Below are 17691 nucleotides of genomic sequence, written 5' to 3' on the forward strand. Positions count from 1 at the left end.
ACACGCCTCCGGCCGTCCGGTCGTCCGCGTCCGCCCTGAGGACCCACACGACCGGGACGGACAGCCCCCCGAAACGCCACAGGCCCCGGGCCCGCGACAGTGATCGCGGACCCGGGGCCCTCGTGCGGGCGGGCGCGGCGGCTACTCCGCCTTGATCGCCGCCAGCATGTTCAGCCTCGCGGCCCGGCGGGCCGGCCAGACGGCGGCGAGCACGCCCACCACCGCCGCCATCAGGAGGAACAGCCCGATCCGGTCCCACGGGAGCACCAGCTCGTAGGTGCCGATGGTCTGGGCGATCAGCTCACCCGCCGCCCAGCCGAAGAAGATGCCCAGGCCGATGCCCAGCACCCCGCCGAACAGGGAGATCGTCAGCGACTCCAGGCGGACCATGCGCTTGACGCCGGAGCGGTCCAGGCCGATCGCCCGCAGCATGCCGATCTCCTGCTGCCGCTCGAAGACCGACATGGCCAGCGTGTTGATCACGCCCAGCACCGCGACGATCACGGCCATGGCGAGCAGCCCGTACAGCATGTTCAGCAACAGGGTGATCATCTGGGCGATGCTGTTCGAGACGTCCTTCTTGTCCATGACGGAGATCGCCGGGTTCTTGCCGAGCGCGCCGATCAGGGACTTCTTCGTGGCCTCGCTCGGACCGTCCTTCGTCTTGACCATCACCTGCGTGTCGGTGATCCGCTTCTGGTGCGGCGCGAGGGTCGCGGTCTCCAGCAGGATGCCGCGGAACATGTCGGTGGGTTCGTACACGCCCGAGACGGTCAGCGGGCCGCGCCTGCCGTCCTCGTACGTCACCGTGAACGCCGAGCCCAGCCGCCAGCCGTGGCGCTCGGCGGTGTCGGCGTCCACCACGGCGCGGTGGGCGCCCCGGTCACCGAGGCCGGCGAACGAGCCCTGCCGGAAGTCGAGATCGGCCAGCGAGCCGATGACCCGGCCGTCGACGCCGACGAGGCGTTCGGCCTTGCCGTCGACGCGCGAGGGGGAGTTGCGCAGCGGGCTGAGGGAGGTGACCTGCGGGTCCGCGGCGAGCTTCTTCTCCACGTCGGGGGAGAGCGGGCCGTAGTCGACCATGTTGACGACGTAGTCCGCCTTGATGCTGTCGGACGCCATCTTGTCGACGCCCTTCTGGACGCTGCTCGCGATCACCGTCAGCCCCGTGATCAGGGTGAGCCCGATCATCAGCGCGGAGGCGGTGGCGGCGGTGCGGCGCGGGTTGCGGACCGCGTTCTGCCGGGCGAGCCTGCCCGAGATCCCGAAGGCGCGCAGCACCGGCGCGGCGGCGGCGACCAGCGGCCGGGACAGCAGCGGGGTCAGGACGAAGACGCCGACGAGCAGCAGCGCGGCGCCCATCCCCATGGGGAGCTTGCCGTCCCCCTTCATGGTCGTGGCGAACAGCACGGCGGCGACACCGGCACCGGCCAGCACCGCGCCGATGGTGTTCCGCACGACCAGCGACTTGGTGGTGGGGGCGGCGTGCACGCTGCTCATCGCGGCGACCGGCGGGATCTTCGCGGCGCGGCGACCGGGCAGCCAGGCGGCGAGCATGGTCACCACGACGCCGACGGCCAGCGCGATCACGACCGTGGAGGGCGAGACGACCAGCGGGCCGTCCGGAACGGTGCCCAGCGACGCGGTCAGGGCGCGCAGCCCCGCGCCGACCCCGATGCCGACGACCATGCCGACCACGCCGGCGACCGCTCCGACCACGAACGCCTCGATCAGGACCGAGCGCGTCACCTGGCGGCGGCTGGCGCCGACCGCCCGCATCAGCGCGAGTTCCTTGGTGCGCTGGGCGACCAGCATGGTGAAGGTGTTGGCGATGATGAAGATTCCGACGAACAGGGCGATCCCCGCGAAGATCAGCAGCGAGGTCGTCATGCCGTTGGAGTTCTCGACGATCCGCGCGGCCTCCTCGTCGGCGAGCGCCCGACCGGTGCGCGCCTCGGCGGTGTCCTTCGGCAGGATCTTCTCGACGGCGGACAGGAGCGCCGCCTGCGAGGTGCCGGGCGCGGCCTCGACGTGGATCTCGTCGTACTCGCCGGGCGCGGTGAACAGCTTCTGCGCGGTCGCGGTGTCGAAGAGGACGAGGCTGCCGCCCGCCGAGACGCCGCCGTCGTCGGTGCCGAAGAGGCTGGTGACGGTCACCTCGCGGACCGTGCCGTCCACGGAGATCCGCACGGTGTCGCCGACCTTGTAACCGGCCCGGCCGGCGGTCTTGGAGTCCAGCGCCACCTGGCCGGGGCCCCGGGGCGCGACGCCGCCGGCCACGAGCGGATACCGGACGTCCTTGCCGTCCGGGCCCTGGGCGTAGTTGCCGCCCTTGGCGGAGAAGCTGCTGCCGATCAGCTTGCCGTCCTTGTCGGCGATGCCCGTGAAGCCCGAGACGGTGCCGGTCGCGCGGGCCGCCCCGGGGAGCTGGGCGACGCGGTCCAGCAGCGCCTGGCTCAGCCGGGGCGGGGCGCCGGGCTTGCCCTTGGTGTCGTCGGACGTGTGCGGCTGGACGGCCACGTCGACGTGTGCGTAGTCCTTGCGGGCGCCGGTCTGCATGGCGTCGGAGACGGTCGAGGTGAAGACCAGGGTGCCGGAGACGAAGGACACGCCGAGCATGACGGCGAGCACGGTCATCAGCAGCCGGGCCTTGTGCGCGAGCACGTTGCGCACAGCGGTACGGAACATGAGTGGAGTCCTGGAAGTGAGGGCCGGTGTCGGTGCTGCTGGTGCCGGTCAGCTGACCCGGCCCTTGGCGTCGAAGCCCTTCATGCGCTCCAGCACCAGGTCGGCGGTCGGGTCGGCCATGTCGTCGACGATGCGGCCGTCGGCGAGGAAGACGACGCGGTTCGCGTACGAGGCCGCCACCGGGTCGTGGGTCACCATCACGACGGTCTGGCCCAGCTCGCGCACGGAGTTGCGCAGGAAGCCGAGGACCTCGGCGCCGGAGCGGGAGTCGAGGTTGCCGGTGGGCTCGTCCGCGAAGATGATCTCGGGCCGGGAGGCGAGGGCGCGCGCCACCGCCACGCGCTGCTGCTGGCCGCCGGAGAGCTGCGCCGGACGGTGCTTGAGCCGCCCCGAGAGCCCGACGGTGGCCACCACGCGGTCCAGCCACTGCCGGTCGGGCCTGCGGCCCGCGATGTCCATGGGCAGCGTGATGTTCTCCAGCGCGTTCAGCGTCGGCAGCAGGTTGAACGCCTGGAAGACGAAACCGATCTTGTCGCGGCGGAGCTGCGTCAGCTTCTTGTCCTTGAGCCCGTTCAGCTCGACGTCGCCGATGCGGGCCGACCCCTGCGTGATCGCGTCCAGCCCGGCCATGCAGTGCATCAGCGTCGACTTGCCGGAGCCGGACGGCCCCATGATCGCGGTGAACTCCGCCTGCCGGAACTCCACGGAGACCCGGTCCAGCGCGACCACCTGGGTCTCGCCCTGTCCGTAGACCTTGCAGAGGTCCGTGGCGCGCGCCGCCACCGCGGCGGTGGGGGCGGCGAAGGGGGCGGCGCCGTAGTGGGTGGTGGTCACGAGGGGGAACTCCTGTCGGGGCGACGAAATGGCTCAAAGGGGGCCATGAGACGGAAAAGAAGACCGTCCCATCGTCGGTCCGGAGGAGGGCGCCGGACGTCAGACCCTGTGCCCGTCCTGGGGCAGCCTTGGGAAGTACGGAGAAGCGGACCGGTCATCCCTGGGTATGACGGGGCCGACTTGGAAGCCGGGGCCGCCGGGCGCGGTCGCGGAGGGGGTGCCGGGTGGGGTGGGAGACCGGGCCGGGGTGAGGGATGGGGCGCGGCGTGCTCGGAGGGCGGTCCGGATCGCGGTCGCGGGCCGGGCGGGGCATGCTCACGGGCCGGGCGGGGAGCGGTGGCTCGGGCCGTATCTGCCGAAGTCGCTTCGGACGCGTCGACTTTTCGTCATTCCGGCGTCGGAGTGGGACCGGTACGGGAATCGTCCAACGTGGCCATGAACATGCGCCGGTGGCCTGTACCAGCTGCTGACGCTTCCTCAGTTGCCAATAAAATAAGACAACCTAGCCAAGACGAGCCGGTGGGCGAGGGGTGCCGCGGGCTAGGCTCGTCCTGCCCTCTACGGAGGTGGCATGGGGGATCCCAGGCCCGGATGGTGGAATGCAGACACGGCGAGCTTAAACCTCGCTGGCCCTCGGGCCGTGCCGGTTCAAGTCCGGCTCCGGGCACAAATCCGACGATGGGACCGCGGCGAACGCGCCGAGCGCGTCATGAGCGTCCGCAAGTGCTGGTCGTGTCGTCCCTGTTGGGCCCCGTGCGCCCATTCATCGATGGATTCCCGCAGCAAACCGTCGCCCTGCGCACCTTACGCTCTCCTCGCCGCCGTTTCGTCGCGCCTCGCCCACCCGCGCGTCTCCTTTCGTCGCGGCCGGCGAACGGGCCGGGCGGCAACTGTCTCCGTCAGGCGCGGGGTTGGGAGGCGGGCGGCGGATACGCGGAGTGGGTTTTCCGGCACGGCGAGCGAGCGTTTCCGGCCAAAGGATGAGCGCCCGCGGGGGAACGGCGGAATAAGAGCTTGATCCCTGGAATGGCGTGGCCGGTTTCCGCCGCCGACGAGGGAACAAGCGATGTTCCCGGTCCGGAATCCGGGATTCCCCTAGGGGGTCATCGGGCGGCGCCCTGAGCGCTCCCTTTCTTCGCGGGGCGGTATCGGCGCGGTGGGGCGCCGGGGTGCGCGTCCGCCGTCGGCCGGGGTCTCGCGGCCGGCAGACGCGGCCCGTTCGCCGGGGTTCTCGCGGCCGGCAGACGCGGACCGTTCGCCGGGGTTCTCGCGGCCGGCAGACGCGGCCCGTTCGCCGTGATCCGCCGCCCGTCCGCCGCCGCCCGCCACCCGGGCGCGGCGCCAGGGCGCCTATACCCCCTCCGGTCGTACGCACCCCCGGGACCCGCCGGGGCGGCGGACCGCCTCACCCGGTCGTGCAATCCGCACTGCTCCACCTGGCGGCACAACGGACTCGAACTGGCGTATTAAGCGCCGGAAGGTCATCGCATGGCCACAGGGCGGTATTCCTGCTGATGTCACATTTGTTCTGCGCACGAGGAGAGAGACATGCGCAAGATCCTTGGCCGTACCGCCGTCTCCGCCGCGATAGCCGCGGCCGCCATCATCCCGCTCTCGGGTGTCGCGTCGGCGGACTCCCCGGCGGAGACGCCGCGGCACGCTGTGTCCAGCGCCTCCCATTGCTGGTGGAGCCCGTATTACGGCTACCAGTGCTACGGCTGGGACACGGGCCTCAACCTGGGCATCAACCTCGGACTCGGAGTGGGGGTCGGCCTCTGACCCCACCCTGAACCGATCCGAGCCGGGGCCCGACCGTGGGCCCCGGGCATTCCAGCGGACATGAGGAAGGCCCCGCACGGCGCGGGGCCTTCCTCGCGTGCGGGCCGGACGTCAGACCTCCGAGGCGTTGCCCATCACCGGGTTGAGCAGCCCGATGACGTTGATGCTGTTGTTGGACAGGTTGACCGGAATGTCGATGGGCATCTGGACGGTGTTTCCCGAAAGCACCCCCGGCGAGTTGCTGGCGACTCCCGTGGTGTCGGCGCCCGTGTGTCCGTGGCCCAAGCCGTGCTGGTGATCGTGGTGGTAGCCGTAGGCAGCGGCCGAGCCCGCGGCCGTGCCGGCGGTCAGACCGGCGGCGGCGACGACCAGAGCGGCTTTCTTGACAGGGTTCATAAAGGAACAGCTCCTGGGAACGGGCGTGCGCGACGCCGGACGAACGTCACACCGTGCCAAACGCCCCCATCCCGGACGCGGCACGGGAAGCGCCCGCTCTTCCGTCGATCGGCCCAACGGCGAAACGGGCCGCATCGGACCCAGGTCCGGGCCGGAGTCGGCACCGCGACGGCCCGGACCCCGGCACCACGACGGCCCGGGCCTCGGGAGCGCGACAGCCCGGCCCCCGGGAGCACCGACGCCCCTCCCCGGCGCGGCGACGGCCGGGCCCGCGCACCCGACCGCCCCTGATATGGGCACACATGGTGCCCGGTTCACCCGCGCGTGGCGCCACCTCTCCTCTGCTGATGCGTTGATCTGCTTGTCGCCCTCGGCGGCATGAAATTCTGACTGCTGTCCAGTGAAGAGGTCTGTCATGAAGCGCATTTCGAAGGCTGTCGTTCTGTCCGCGGTGGCTGGTGTCGCGGTGGCGGGCGGGGCGGGCATCGCCTCCGCCGCGGACGCCGGCGCGAACGCGCACGGTGTCGCCCAGCACTCCCCGGGAGTCGTCTCCGGCAACACCACTCAGGCGCCGATCGGCATTCCGGTCAACGTCTGCGGCAACACCACCAACGTCGTGGGTCTGCTCAACCCGGCTCTCGGGAACCACTGCGAAAACCGGTGAGTGCTCGCATGAGTTCCGGCCGGTCGTCCTGAAAGCCGGGCTCGCGCCACTCGACCCGACCGAACCGATGGGCCCGCCTCCTTCACGGAGGCGGGCCCATCGGTTTGTGCGCGTGTTTTCCCCCGTGCCAGGAGGAACGGAATCGCCGTCCCGGGTTTTCGTTCCCGCATCCACCGCACGGCGGACAGGGAGCGGAAACCCGGTGATATGTATCGCCGCATTCGCGGCATACGAGTGAAACGGCGAAACCGAACGACATGCGATGAGTTGTCCAGTGCGCTCCGGAAACGGGCACTCCGCTTCGAGAAGGGTAAAACGTGATCAAGAAGCTTCTGGCCACGACGGCTGTAGCGGCTTCCGTCGTCGGCGTCTCGGCTGCGGCGGCCCCGCAGGCAATGGCGATCGACACCGACCTCGGTCCTCAGTCGACCAACGGCAACGCCACGAAGGAGACCTGGGCCAACGCCTCCACCGGTGACGACATGAGCCCTCAGCTCTCGCTCCTGGAGGGCGTGCTCAACAAGCCCTGTATCGCCTGGGACGACCTCAACATCGGTTCGGTCGTCGGTCTCATCCCGATCACCGTCCAGGACATCGAGATCCTGTCGTCGGAGCAGCACCAGACCTGTGTCGAGAACTCGACGGAGGCCAAGGAGGACGACGTGCTGGCGAACACGCTGCGCGACTTCCCGCTGTTCTCCCGCAACAACGCGGACAACGGCTGACGCCGCCACGCTCCCGCGGGTCCGGGCCGCCGGCCATTCCTCCTTCCGAGCGGCTCGGTCCCGCGGGCCAGACACGACGGTAATGCCCGCACGAAAACGGCGCATTACGTCATCCGGGCGATTCTCGGGAAACTTGCCAAATTCCGGTTTCGCCATTCAGGAGTAATCGTTACATGTATCGCCAGCGGAGTCGCGGGTGCCGCAGAAGTGCGCTCGTACGGCACGGAGGACGTGCCCGTTTCGGAAACCGCTGCGGAAAGGGATCGAAAGTGAAGTACGCGAAGTTCGCCGCGGTCGCGGCCGGCACGCTCATGACGGCGGGGTCCGCCGCCGCCCCGGCATTCGCCAGTGCGGACACCCAGGGCGCGGCCACGAATTCCCCGGGCATCATCTCCGGGAACACCGTTCAGATGCCCATCCACTTGCCGATCGTCCTTTGCAACAACACGATCGACATCATCGGGCTGCTCAACCCCGCCTTCGGGAACGCCTGCGAGACGCACTGACGCCGCGTTTCCTCCAGCACATCAGCCGGACCGGTCCCGGCGCGCCCACCAGGCGCGCCGGGACCGGCCGGTTTTCCGGAGGGAAAATCCGCGTCCGGTCATTGCCCGGTCATTCCGTATGACCGTCGCATTCCGTATGACCGTCGCCCGCTGTTCCCGGATGGACGCGAGAGGTCCCGGCGTGAGCGCTCCGCTTTCGATGGGATGTTTCTCTGCCTTTCGGGTGGACCGATGACGAAACGGCGTGCCCCGGGGTTTCCCGGGGAGGCGGGAATCGTTGGGCACGGTGGTGCGGTGACGGGAGCGTTCGGCCGCGACCCGCGGCGCGGCATTTCCCCACCGCCGACGAGAAGACGAAAGGACGTGGGCACGTGAAGCACGCCGGGTATGTGAGGTCCGCCGTGGTGCTGGCCGGTTCCCTGATGGCCGCGAGCATGGCGGCCCCCGCCGTCGCGGCCGGACCCGCCGCGCCTCCGGCGGGGCCGGTCTACAGCCTCAACGGCGGGACGAACGAGCTGACGTCGCAGGTCAGCCCGGCCCGGCTGCAGCCGGTGGTGTCGGGGGTCGCCGCGTGGGGGCACCGCACGATGCGGCGGACGGGAGTGCGGAAGGCGTTCCCCGTGATCAACAAGGCGGCCCATCTGGTCCCGCTGCTCAAAGGCGCCCGGGTGGGCTGACCAGGGGCGCCGGCCAGGGGCGCGTGACGTCGCCGGCCGGTAATCGGGCGCGGCGGCCGGGGTCCCGGAGCGTCGCGGCCATATGAGTGATGCGGCACAACCCCGCACGCCCGCAAAGAGTTGAACCAGTTCGTCCCGGTAATCCCCGAACCTCAGAGGAACCCCATGATGAAGAAAGCTCTGGCGGTGAGCGCCGCGGCTACTTCCCTCGTAGGCCTTGCGGCTGCCGCCGCACCCCAGGCCATGGCCCACCCCCACGCCGCTGACCTGGGCCCGGCCTCGTACAACGGAAACGGCACCATGCAGTCCTTCGGCAACATGGCCACCGCCGGGAACATGAGCCCGCAGTTCGCATTGATCCAGGGATCGTTCAACAAGCCCTGTATCGCGATCGACGACCTCAACATCGGTTCGGTCGTGGGCCTGATTCCGATCACCGTCCAGGACATCCAGCTGCTGTCCTCGGAACAGCACCAGACGTGTGCCGAGAACTCCACGCAGATCAAGGGCGACGACCCGCTGGCGCACTTCCTGGAAGACGTGCCGCTGCTTTCCCGGAACAACGCCGACAATCACTGACCCGGCCGCTTGGGCCCGGAACGCGTGACCTTTCCGTCCCGCGTTCCGGGCTTTCGTCGTATCGAGCGGAATGCGCCCGGCGATTACGGCATCAGGGTGCACCGGGAACGGCCGTGCATATTGATTTCCGGCTGTTCGGGTGATGCGGCGCAACCTCGTCACCGGTATCGAGTTGTTCTTCACAGGGCTCCCTTCATGGTGGGAGTTCAAATTCCTGAAGGGGTTTTCATGAACAAGATGATGGCGGGCGCGGCCGTGGCGGCGTCCCTCGTCGGAATGTCCGCCATGGCCGCACCGCAGGCGATGGCGATCGACACCGACCTCGGTCCCCAGTCGGCCAACGGCCTGGACAACGGGCAGACCTGGGGGAACGCGACGACCGACGGCCGGATGAGCCCGCAGAACAGCCTCATCACGAACTCGCTGGACAAGCTCTGCATCGGCTGGGACGACCTCAACATCGGTTCGGTCGTCGGCCTCATCCCGATCACGGTCCAGGACATCGAGATCCTGGCGTCGGAGCAGCACCAGACGTGTGCGGAGGAGAACACGGAGTCGAAGGAGGACGACGTGCTGGCCAACTTCCTGCGCGATGTCCCGCTGTTCTCGCGCAACGGCTCGGACAACGACTGACGCGTCCACGGACGGACGACCCACGAGGGGACCACGCGCCTGAGGGCGTGCGGTCCCCTCGCCGCGTCACGCTCTCCTCGCGGTGTTCTCCTCGCGGTGTCCGTTCCCGGTGGGCCGGGTCACGGTGCGCGGGGCCGCGCCGCCGTGCGGACGGCGGGTTTCCCCGCGAGGCCGCTCGTTCCGGCCACCCTTTGCACGCGGACGGCTCCGGACGGCAGTGTTCCCGTCTCATTCGGTAACGGAATGGTGAGGACGGGCACCTTTGAGGGCCGCCGTTCGTCCTTTCCGGTGCGGCGTGCCCGTCAGGATCGCGGGAAGAATCCTGCCGAATAACCAGGGACGCGCTTTTGCCAAGCCATTACTCTTGTGGCAAGGCCGCGCAGGGCGGCCATGGAGGAGTGAGATGAGGAGCAGCAACCCGGTCTTCTCGCGACGGGGGTTCAGCCGCGACAACGGCTACGCGGGCTTCAACGCGCCGCCGCAGGCCGGGGGCCCCGCAGCGAACCCCTACGCCGGCGCGAACCCGTACGCGGGCACCAACCCGTACGCCACCGGCAACCCCTACGCGCAGGACCAGCAGGGCGTCACCCAGGCGCCGCAGTACGTGCCGCAGACGCGGCCCATGACGATGGACGACGTCGTCATGCGCACGGGCATGACGCTCGGCACCGTCATCGCCGGTGCGGTGGTCGGCTGGATCTTCCTGACGGAGAACCTCGGCTTCGCCATCGGCGCCGGGCTCGTCGCCATGGTGCTGGGCTTCGTGCAGTCCTTCAAGCGCAAGCCGTCGCCCGCGCTGATCCTGACGTACGCGGCGCTGGAGGGCCTCTTCCTCGGCGCGCTGAGCGGCTACATCAACACCATCCCGAAGCTGAGCGGCGCCCCGATGCAGGCGGTGCTGGGCACGATGGCGGTCTTCGTCACCATGCTCATCGCGTACAAGACCCGCATCGTGCGGGTCAACGCGCGCTTCACCCGCTTCGTGATCATCGCGGCCATGGGCTTCGTGCTGCTGTCGATGGTCAACCTGCTGTTCATGGTCTTCGGCGGCGGGGACGGCCTCGGCTTCCGCAGCGGCGGCCTGGGCATCCTGTTCGGCGTGGTGGGCGTGGTGCTCGGCGCGCTGTTCCTGGCGCTGGACTTCAAGCAGGTCGAGGACGGCATCGCGTACGGCGCCCCGCGTGAGGAGTCGTGGCTGGCGGCGTTCGGCCTGACGCTGACGCTGGTGTGGATCTACATGGAGCTGCTGCGCCTGATCTCGATCCTGCGCGGCGACTGAGCCGGTCCCGGCCGGTGACCCGAACCGGCCGGGCAGGACACGAATGAGGCCCGCGGGGAAACCCGCGGGCCTTCGCCGTCTGTGTGGGGGCGGCGCTAGAGCTTCCTCGCGGCACGCCTGAGGTCGTATTCGTGGACGATCGCTTTCGCGTGCCCGTAGGCGAGGTTGTGCTCGCCGCGGAGCCAGCGGACCTTCTCTTCGAAGCGGAAGAAAGCGGGGCCTTCGTCAACCGTGCGAAGCCAGTCGGAGACTTCTCGGCCGGTGCAGTGGGGGATGCGGGAGAGCAGGTTCCGGTGGGTCTCTTCGGAGAAGAGCTGAGACATCGGCGCCTCCGGACGCGTTCGATGCTGGTCCTTCAGCCCACCGTGCCTGAGCGTTCGGGCATTGGCAACCACCCGTGAGTGGCACATAGGCTCGTGCTGTGCTTGATGTGATGCCTTTGCAGACCGCCGTTGACGCGCTCGCCGACCGCCTGAGGGCGCTCCCGCAGAGCGCCCTCAGCCGTGGCGCGGCGGCCGAAGGCGCCGCCCTGGCCCGCGAGTTGTCCGAGCGGGCGCGGCGGCTGGAGTCGCCGGAACGGAAGCCGTACGAGCTCCCGGACGCGGGGATGTTCGTGGTGGCCGACCAAGTCGCGGTGACCGGGCACGACTTGGTGGAGGCGGTGCGCAGCGCTCCCGCCGACGTCGCCGCCCGGGAGCTGGCGGAGGCGGAGGCCCTGGTGCGGGAAGCGGCGCGGAGGATCTGAGGGTGGTTGGCCGCTGACGGACGGTGACGCGTCCGGGTTGCGGTGAGGCGTCTTCTTTTGGTGGCGCGTGCGGCGGGCGGCGTCAGTGACGGGGCTGCCTTGCGGCGTCGGTTACGGCTGCCGTGCGGCGTCGGTGACGCGACCGTTGTATGGCGTTGGTGACGGGATCGCCGCGCGGCGCCGGTGACGGGATCGCCTCACAGTGAGGCGATCACCCGGTCGGCCAGGATGTAGGCGCTCTCCGCCTCGTCCCCGCCCCACGCGAAGGTCAGCGCGTACGCCCCGAAGACGCCGGAAGCGCCCAGCAGTACGGGCGCCTCGCCCGCGCACACCGCCGCGGCGATCCGCGCGGCGGTCTCCCGGTGGCCCGGGGTCATGCAGAACGTGCTGCCCTCCGCGAAGACGTACACGTCCAGGGTGCCCAGCGGGCCGGGGCGGACGTCCGTGAGCGGGACGCGGTCGCGGGCCAGCTCCTCCAGCCGGGCCAGGGTCCGCTCGTCGTCGGCGGCCGGCGGCGGGGTGGGCGAGAAGTCGGGGTGCGAGGGGTGCCGGCGGCGCGCGGCGGCCAGCTCCGCGGCCTCCGCCGCCGCCTCGGCGTCCAGCGCCTCCGCGAACTCGGCCGCCGCGGCCTCCAGCGCGGCCTCGGCCGCGTCCGCCGCCGCGGTGGCGTCCGGGCCGCCGACCGTCGCCGCCTCCGCGGCGTCCATCGGGGTCAAGGCGTCCATCGGCGTCAGGGCGTCCACCCGGTCGGGGAGGCCTGCCCGGTCGGGAAGGTCCGCCAGGTCGGGGATGTCGGTGCCGTCCGGGAGATCCCGGAGGTCCGGGAGGTCCGCGAGACCGCGGCGGACCGGAGGGGTCGGGTCGTTCAGGTCCCCGCGGTCCGGCGGGGCCAGGTGGTCCAGGAGTTCCGGGCCGAGCAGCGGCTCCAGGCCCGCCAGGTCGGCCTGGCGCGGCAGGAAGAGGCGGTGGTCGGGGCCGTCGGCGCCGTACGGGCCACCGTCCTCGGCGGGGCCCGCGAGCCCGGGCAGCGGGGACGCGTCGGCGGCGTCCCGGGCCTCCTGCGCGGCCCAGAACGCCCGTGCCTCGGCCAGCTCCCGTTCGCGTTCCTCGGCCAGCGCCTCGGCGACCGCGGCCCGTATGTCCGCGAGCCGCGCCTCGGAGCGGGCGGCGGGGAGACCGGCGGGGCCGTCGGGACGCTCGTCCGGATCGGGGGTACGGGCCTGTGCGGCGTACGCGGCGAGGTCGGTGCGCAGCACGATGAGCTGCCGCCGCAGTCCGCGGGCGGTGTGCAGGGCGGCGGCTCCCAGCGCCACGGCAACGGTGGCGGCCAGCAGCAGGGCAAGGGTCATGGCGCTCACTGACGTACTCCCGTTGGCTGAATGTCCCCGGACTTCCTACCCCAGCGTGCCCGGGGCCCGCGACCGGAGGCAGTGCGCGCCGGGCCCCCGGGACCGTGCCCCGGGGCCGCCGCGTGCCGGTGGCGCCACGGTGACCTGCGCGGATTCGGCTCCCCCGGGGTGTTGGTCACATTCCCGGGGGAGGGCGGGCCGCGCACGCGTCAGGAAGTGACGCGGATCACGCGGCGGTCAGCTGAGGCGCTCGATCACCATGGCCATGCCCTGGCCGCCGCCCACGCACATCGTCTCCAGGCCGAACTGCTTGTCGTGCCACTGGAGGGAGTTGATGAGCGTGGTGGTGATGCGGGCGCCGGTCATGCCGAAGGGGTGGCCGACGGCGATGGCGCCGCCGTTGACGTTCAGCCGGTCCAGGTCGATGCCCAGGTCGCGGTAGGAGGGGATCACCTGGGCGGCGAACGCCTCGTTGATCTCGACCAGGTCGATGTCGGAGACGGAGAGCCCGGCGCGGGCCAGCGCCTGCCGGGACGCCTCGACGGGGCCGTAGCCCATGATCTCGGGGGAGAGGGCGGAGACGCCGGTGGACACGATCCGGGCCAGCGGCGTCAGGCCCAGCTCGCGGGCCTTGGTGTCGGACATGATCACCAGCGCGGCGGCGCCGTCGTTCAGCGGGCAGCAGTTGCCCGCGGTGACCAGGCCGTCGGGGCGGAAGACGGGCTTGAGGCCCTGGACGCCCTCCATGGTGACGCCGGCGCGCGGCCCGTCGTCCTGGGAGACGACCGTGCCGTCCGGGAGCGTGACCGGGGTGATCTCCCGCTCCCAGAAGCCGTCCTTGATGGCCTGCTCGGCGAGGTTCTGGGACCGCACGCCGAACTCGTCCATGTCCTGGCGGGTGACGCCCTTGAGGCGCGCGAGGTTCTCGGCGGTCTGGCCCATGGCGATGTACGCGTCCGGGACCAGGCCGTCCTCGCGCGGGTCGTGCCAGCCCTCGCCACCGTTCTCGGCGCGCGCGGCGGTGCGCGCCTCGGCCTCGGCGAACAGCGGGTTGTGGGTGTCGGGCAGGCCGTCCGAGGAGCCCTTGACGAAGCGGGAGACCGTCTCGACGCCCGCCGAGATGAACACGTCGCCCTCGCCCGCCTTGATGGCGTGCAGCGCCATCCGGCTCGTCTGGAGGGAGGACGAGCAGTAGCGGGTGATCGTGCAGCCGGGCAGGTGGTCCATGCCCATCTGCACGGCGACGATCCGGCCGAGGTTGTGGCCCTGCTCGCCGCCGGGCAGGCCGCAGCCGAGCATCAGGTCGTCGATGTCGCGCGGGTCCAGCGCGGGGATCTTGTCGAGGGCCGCCTGAATGATCGTCGCGGTCAGGTCGTCCGGACGCAGGTCCTTGAGCGAACCCTTGTGGGCGCGGCCGATGGGGGAGCGGGCGGCAGAGACGATTACGGCTTCGGGCATCACGGCTCCATGAGGTGCGGCCCCGGGGCTCGGGCCCTGGGGGCGGTACGGCCAAGGGGTGGTCGGACGGTGACGGGAGATCCGGCGGGCGAACCCGGTGGAGGCTCCCGTGGGCGGGGCTGCGGAGGGGACGGCGGACGGGGGATCAGGCGGGACCGTCTGGGAAGTTACCCGTACGTAGCGCGCGGGTCACGGGATGCGCGCTGTGATGCGGGCCTCTTTCCAAGCGGGCGCTTAGGCCGGTGGGTGACCGGTTCCCTTCGCCGGGCAGGGCCCTTCGCCGGGCAGGGCCCTTCGCAGGGCGGAGGGACGGACGGGGGCGCGGCCTCCTCGGACCGGCACCCCGTTCCCGTCACGCTGCCTGGCTCCCGCCGTCCTCGTCAGGCCGTTCCCGTCAGGTCGTCCCGATCAGGCCGTCCCCGTCGCGCGGCTTCGCTCGGGCCCGTCCTCGTCAGGCGTCCTCGTCACGCCGTCCCCGTCATGCCGCCCCCCTCACCCCTCTCCCACCCGCCGCGTCACCGCCGGATGCGTCGTCTCGGCCGTGGGCAGTTGGCGGCGGCGCCGGTAGCGGAGCAGGGCCCAGGGGGAGCGGCCGGCGGTGACCTCCGTGCCGCCCTCGGACGCGGCCTGTGCGGCGGCCTCGGCGACCGGGAGCATCCCCGCCTCGTGCGCGGGCTCGGCGATCTCCTCCTCGGGCCACAGGCCCAGCGCCGCGCACAGGGTGGGCAGCACCGCCATCGCGGCGGTGGCGTACCCCTCGGCCGAGGGGTGGTAGTTGTCCGGGCCGAACAGTTCGCGCGGACGGTCCGCGAATTCGGGGCCCAGCAGGTCGCCGAGGGAGACCGTCCGGCCGCCGTTCTCGATCACGACGATCGTCTGGGCCGCGGCGAGCTGGCGGGACAGCCGCCGGGCCACCCAGCGCAGCGGCTGGTAGACCGGCTCGATGGTGCCCAGGTCGGGGCAGGTGCCGACGACGACCTCGCTGCCCGCCGCGCGCAGCGCCCGCACCGCGTCGCTCAGGTGCCGTACGGACTGCGCCGGCGACATGCGGTGGGTGACGTCGTTGGCGCCGATCATGATCACGCACAGGTCGGGCGCGGGCGGCGCGTCCGCCAGCGACAGCGCCACCTGGCGGGCCAGGTCGTCCGACTGGGCGCCGGGCAGGGCGACGTTGCGCAGCTCCACGGGGAGTTCGGCGACGGCGGCCAGCCCGGAGGCGAGCAGCGCCGCCGGGGTCTGGCGGGGCCGGTGCACGCCCTGCCCGGCCGCCGTGGAGTCGCCCAGGAAGGCCAGGCGCAGCGGCGGCCGGTCGGTGCGGTGGGCGAAGGCGGAGCCGTACAGTCCGTCGGCGGACGGCGGGTCCTCGCTGCCGTTGCCCACCGTGCGGCGGGCCAGCCGGACCTCGGTGACCAGCAGGCCGACGGCGGCGACACCGAGGAGCCCGATGCCACCGCCGCCGACCGCCGCCGCAGCGGCGATCCTGCGCGCCACTCTCGCCCTGGACATCGTCATCGGCATACGCCGGGCACCTCCCCGTGGTGCAGTGCGGTGGGGCCGGCTTCCGGGAGCCGGCCGGTGAATCGCGTGGAACGTCGAGTGATGGACTTGTGGTTCCGTGGGATGTCGGGTGATGGACTTGTGGCCCCGCGGGATGCCGAGTGGTGTGCTGTGGCCCCGTGGAACGTCGGGTGATGGGTTGTGGTCCCGTGGGCGTGGGATGCGCGATCCCACGGGAAACCCGTGGAGATACGGGTGTGAATCGGCAAGAACCCGTACAACAGGTTGTTGCCCCGCAGCGCGCGGTGTGCAACGCGCCGGGACGCTCCGGGAGGCGGGCAATAGGCTGGCGGGATGGGCGCAGGACAGCGTGCCCCCGACCGCGGAGACCACCGTGCAGTTTTACGAATCGATGATTGACCTTGTCGGCAACACCCCGTTGGTGAAGCTCAGGAACGTCTCACGAGGCATTCAGGCCACCGTTCTGGCGAAGGTCGAGTACTTCAACCCGGGCGGGTCCGTGAAGGACCGCATCGCGCTGCGGATGATCGAGGCCGCCGAGCGGTCCGGCGAGTTGCAGCCGGGCGGCACGATCGTCGAGCCGACGTCCGGCAACACGGGCGTGGGGCTGGCGATCGTGGCTCAGCAAAAGGGTTACAAGTGCATCTTCGTCTGCCCGGACAAGGTGTCCATGGACAAGATCAACGTGCTGCGGGCGTACGGCGCGGAGGTCGTCGTCTGCCCGACGGCCGTGGACCCGGAGCACCCCGACTCGTACTACAACGTGTCCGACCGGCTGGTCCGTGAGACGCCGGGCGCCTGGAAGCCCGACCAGTACAGCAACCCCAACAACCCGCTCTCCCACTACGAGTCCACCGGCCCGGAGCTGTGGGAGCAGACCGCGGGGAAGATCACCCACTTCGTGGCGGGCGTCGGCACCGGCGGCACGATCAGCGGCACCGGCCGCTACCTCAAGGAGGTCAGCGACGGCCGCGTCAAGGTCATCGGCGCCGACCCGGAGGGCTCCGTCTACAGCGGCGGCTCCGGCCGCCCGTACCTGATCGAGGGCGTCGGCGAGGACTTCTGGCCCACCGCCTACGACCGCACGGTCGCGGACGAGATCGTCGCGGTCTCGGACAAGGATGCCTTCCAGATGACCCGCCGGCTGGCCAAGGAGGAGGGCCTGCTCGTCGGCGGCTCCTGCGGCATGGCCGTCGTGGGGGCGCTGCGGGTCGCCGAGCGGCTCGGGCCGGACGACGTGGTGGTCGTCCTGCTGCCGGACAGCGGGCGCGGTTACCTGAGCAAGATCTTCAACGACGAGTGGATGGCCGACTACGGCTTCCTGGAGGAGAGCGGCAACGACGCCCGCGTGGGCGACGTGCTGGAGCGCAAGGAGGGCGGGCTGCCCTCGCTCGTCCACATGCACCCGGAGGAGACGGTCGGCGAGGCCATCGAGGTGCTGCGCGAGTACGGCGTCTCCCAGATGCCGATCGTCAAGCCGGGCGCCGGGCACCCGGACGTGATGGCCGCCGAGGTCGTCGGCTCGGTCGTCGAGCGGGAGCTCCTGGACGCGCTGTTCACGCAGCGGGCCTCGCTGAGCGACCCGCTGGAGAAGCACATGTGCCCGCCGCTGCCGCAGGTCGGCTCGGGCGAGTCGGTCGCGGACCTGATGGCGGTGCTGGAGGGTGCTGCGGCGGCGGTCGTGCTCGTGGAGGGCAAGCCGAAGGGCGTCGTGAGCCGGCAGGACCTGCTGGCGTACCTGGCGCGCGCGGCGAAGTAGCGGGGGGCCGGGGAAGGGCTCGCCCGCCGGGCGGCCCGTGCCGTACGCGGGCCGCTGCCGGGGCGTACGGGCCCGGGGCCGGGATGCGTACGCGGGGACGGC

At 71.1% G+C, this 17691-nt stretch carries 17 protein-coding genes and 1 tRNA gene; 11 read left to right on the forward strand and 7 right to left on the reverse strand.

The genetic code is table 11. The annotated features are described in order from the left end of the window. Positions 1 to 141 precede the first annotated feature (141 nt). The gene (locus ABZX96_RS01305) at positions 142 to 2688 is read right to left on the reverse strand and encodes an FtsX-like permease family protein (RefSeq protein WP_355535791.1); all 2547 of its coding nucleotides are present in this window, start codon (positions 2686 to 2688) and stop codon (positions 142 to 144) included. 48 nt (positions 2689 to 2736) lie between these two features. Further along, on the reverse strand, positions 2737 to 3522 hold the full coding sequence (locus ABZX96_RS01310) for an ABC transporter ATP-binding protein (protein WP_355535794.1): 786 nt from the start codon (positions 3520 to 3522) through the stop codon (positions 2737 to 2739). Between the two features lie 585 nt (positions 3523 to 4107). On the opposite strand from ABZX96_RS01310, the gene ABZX96_RS01315 reads away from it, so the two are divergent. Next, a tRNA-Leu gene (locus ABZX96_RS01315) sits at positions 4108 to 4189 on the forward strand. A gap of 881 nt (positions 4190 to 5070) precedes the next feature. After that, positions 5071 to 5301, forward strand: coding sequence for a hypothetical protein (locus tag ABZX96_RS01320; RefSeq protein ID WP_355535797.1), 231 nt, complete (start codon positions 5071 to 5073; stop codon positions 5299 to 5301). A 111-nt stretch (positions 5302 to 5412) separates the two neighbouring features. Here the strand turns inward: ABZX96_RS01320 and ABZX96_RS01325 are convergent, their stop codons facing one another. After that, on the reverse strand, positions 5413 to 5697 hold the full coding sequence (locus ABZX96_RS01325) for a chaplin (RefSeq protein ID WP_355535800.1): 285 nt from the start codon (positions 5695 to 5697) through the stop codon (positions 5413 to 5415). A 415-nt stretch (positions 5698 to 6112) separates the two neighbouring features. Here ABZX96_RS01325 and ABZX96_RS01330 point away from each other — a divergent pair, with 415 nt between their 5' ends. From ABZX96_RS01330 to ABZX96_RS01360, 7 genes are all read left to right on the forward strand, one after another. Continuing rightward, positions 6113 to 6361 carry a chaplin gene (locus ABZX96_RS01330; RefSeq protein WP_355535803.1) on the forward strand — a complete coding sequence of 83 codons (249 nt, stop codon included), beginning with the start codon at positions 6113 to 6115 and terminating at the stop codon, positions 6359 to 6361. A 317-nt stretch (positions 6362 to 6678) separates the two neighbouring features. After that, a complete protein-coding gene (locus ABZX96_RS01335; RefSeq protein ID WP_355535806.1) occupies positions 6679 to 7086 on the forward strand; it encodes a rodlin in 408 nt (135 codons plus the stop codon). Positions 7087 to 7355: 269 nt separating this feature from the next. Next, positions 7356 to 7592 carry a chaplin gene (locus tag ABZX96_RS01340; RefSeq protein ID WP_355535809.1) on the forward strand — a complete coding sequence of 79 codons (237 nt, stop codon included), beginning with the start codon at positions 7356 to 7358 and terminating at the stop codon, positions 7590 to 7592. Positions 7593 to 7963: 371 nt separating this feature from the next. After that, a complete protein-coding gene (locus ABZX96_RS01345) occupies positions 7964 to 8269 on the forward strand; it encodes a hypothetical protein (protein WP_355535812.1) in 306 nt (101 codons plus the stop codon). A gap of 165 nt (positions 8270 to 8434) precedes the next feature. Then, complete coding sequence (locus ABZX96_RS01350; protein ID WP_355535815.1) at positions 8435 to 8848, forward strand: rodlin; 414 nt, start codon at positions 8435 to 8437, stop codon at positions 8846 to 8848. Positions 8849 to 9076: 228 nt separating this feature from the next. Beyond that, positions 9077 to 9481: a rodlin gene (locus tag ABZX96_RS01355; protein WP_355535818.1), complete on the forward strand. Its 405-nt coding sequence runs from the start codon at positions 9077 to 9079 to the stop codon at positions 9479 to 9481. 403 nt (positions 9482 to 9884) lie between these two features. Next, a complete protein-coding gene (locus tag ABZX96_RS01360; RefSeq protein ID WP_355535821.1) occupies positions 9885 to 10760 on the forward strand; it encodes a Bax inhibitor-1/YccA family protein in 876 nt (291 codons plus the stop codon). 95 nt (positions 10761 to 10855) lie between these two features. Here ABZX96_RS01360 and ABZX96_RS01365 read toward each other — a convergent pair whose 3' ends face one another. Then, the gene (locus ABZX96_RS01365; protein WP_355535824.1) at positions 10856 to 11083 is read right to left on the reverse strand and encodes a DUF4287 domain-containing protein; all 228 of its coding nucleotides are present in this window, start codon (positions 11081 to 11083) and stop codon (positions 10856 to 10858) included. A 110-nt stretch (positions 11084 to 11193) separates the two neighbouring features. Here ABZX96_RS01365 and ABZX96_RS01370 point away from each other — a divergent pair, with 110 nt between their 5' ends. After that, the gene (locus tag ABZX96_RS01370) at positions 11194 to 11505 is read left to right on the forward strand and encodes a hypothetical protein (protein ID WP_355535827.1); all 312 of its coding nucleotides are present in this window, start codon (positions 11194 to 11196) and stop codon (positions 11503 to 11505) included. 197 nt (positions 11506 to 11702) lie between these two features. Here ABZX96_RS01370 and ABZX96_RS01375 read toward each other — a convergent pair whose 3' ends face one another. From ABZX96_RS01375 to ABZX96_RS01385, 3 genes are all read right to left on the reverse strand, one after another. Further along, the gene (locus ABZX96_RS01375) at positions 11703 to 12863 is read right to left on the reverse strand and encodes a hypothetical protein (protein ID WP_355535830.1); all 1161 of its coding nucleotides are present in this window, start codon (positions 12861 to 12863) and stop codon (positions 11703 to 11705) included. Between the two features lie 228 nt (positions 12864 to 13091). Then, positions 13092 to 14312, reverse strand: coding sequence for an acetyl-CoA C-acetyltransferase (locus ABZX96_RS01380; RefSeq protein WP_355535833.1), 1221 nt, complete (start codon positions 14310 to 14312; stop codon positions 13092 to 13094). A gap of 492 nt (positions 14313 to 14804) precedes the next feature. Continuing rightward, on the reverse strand, positions 14805 to 15824 hold the full coding sequence (locus tag ABZX96_RS01385; protein ID WP_355535909.1) for an SGNH/GDSL hydrolase family protein: 1020 nt from the start codon (positions 15822 to 15824) through the stop codon (positions 14805 to 14807). 379 nt (positions 15825 to 16203) lie between these two features. On the opposite strand from ABZX96_RS01385, the gene ABZX96_RS01390 reads away from it, so the two are divergent. Next, positions 16204 to 17589, forward strand: a complete 1386-nt coding sequence (locus ABZX96_RS01390; protein ID WP_355535836.1) for a cystathionine beta-synthase — start codon at positions 16204 to 16206, stop codon at positions 17587 to 17589. Positions 17590 to 17691: the final 102 nt, after the last annotated feature.

It is taken from the genome of Streptomyces sp. NPDC003077, from assembly GCF_040611095.1.
Classification (GTDB): Bacteria; Actinomycetota; Actinomycetes; order Streptomycetales; family Streptomycetaceae; genus Streptomyces.

Coding starts and splice junctions, on each gene's coding strand:
- ABZX96_RS01325 (WP_355535800.1), bottom strand. CDS start 5,697: ATGAACCCTGTCAAGAAAGCCGCTCTGGTCGTCGCCGCCGCCGGTCTG.
- ABZX96_RS01305 (WP_355535791.1), bottom strand. CDS start 2,688: ATGTTCCGTACCGCTGTGCGCAACGTGCTCGCGCACAAGGCCCGGCTG.
- ABZX96_RS01350 (WP_355535815.1), top strand. CDS start 8,435: ATGATGAAGAAAGCTCTGGCGGTGAGCGCCGCGGCTACTTCCCTCGTA.
- ABZX96_RS01355 (WP_355535818.1), top strand. CDS start 9,077: ATGAACAAGATGATGGCGGGCGCGGCCGTGGCGGCGTCCCTCGTCGGA.
- ABZX96_RS01370 (WP_355535827.1), top strand. CDS start 11,194: ATGCCTTTGCAGACCGCCGTTGACGCGCTCGCCGACCGCCTGAGGGCG.
- ABZX96_RS01360 (WP_355535821.1), top strand. CDS start 9,885: ATGAGGAGCAGCAACCCGGTCTTCTCGCGACGGGGGTTCAGCCGCGAC.
- ABZX96_RS01385 (WP_355535909.1), bottom strand. CDS start 15,824: ATGACGATGTCCAGGGCGAGAGTGGCGCGCAGGATCGCCGCTGCGGCG.
- ABZX96_RS01330 (WP_355535803.1), top strand. CDS start 6,113: ATGAAGCGCATTTCGAAGGCTGTCGTTCTGTCCGCGGTGGCTGGTGTC.
- ABZX96_RS01380 (WP_355535833.1), bottom strand. CDS start 14,312: ATGCCCGAAGCCGTAATCGTCTCTGCCGCCCGCTCCCCCATCGGCCGC.
- ABZX96_RS01320 (WP_355535797.1), top strand. CDS start 5,071: ATGCGCAAGATCCTTGGCCGTACCGCCGTCTCCGCCGCGATAGCCGCG.
- ABZX96_RS01365 (WP_355535824.1), bottom strand. CDS start 11,083: ATGTCTCAGCTCTTCTCCGAAGAGACCCACCGGAACCTGCTCTCCCGC.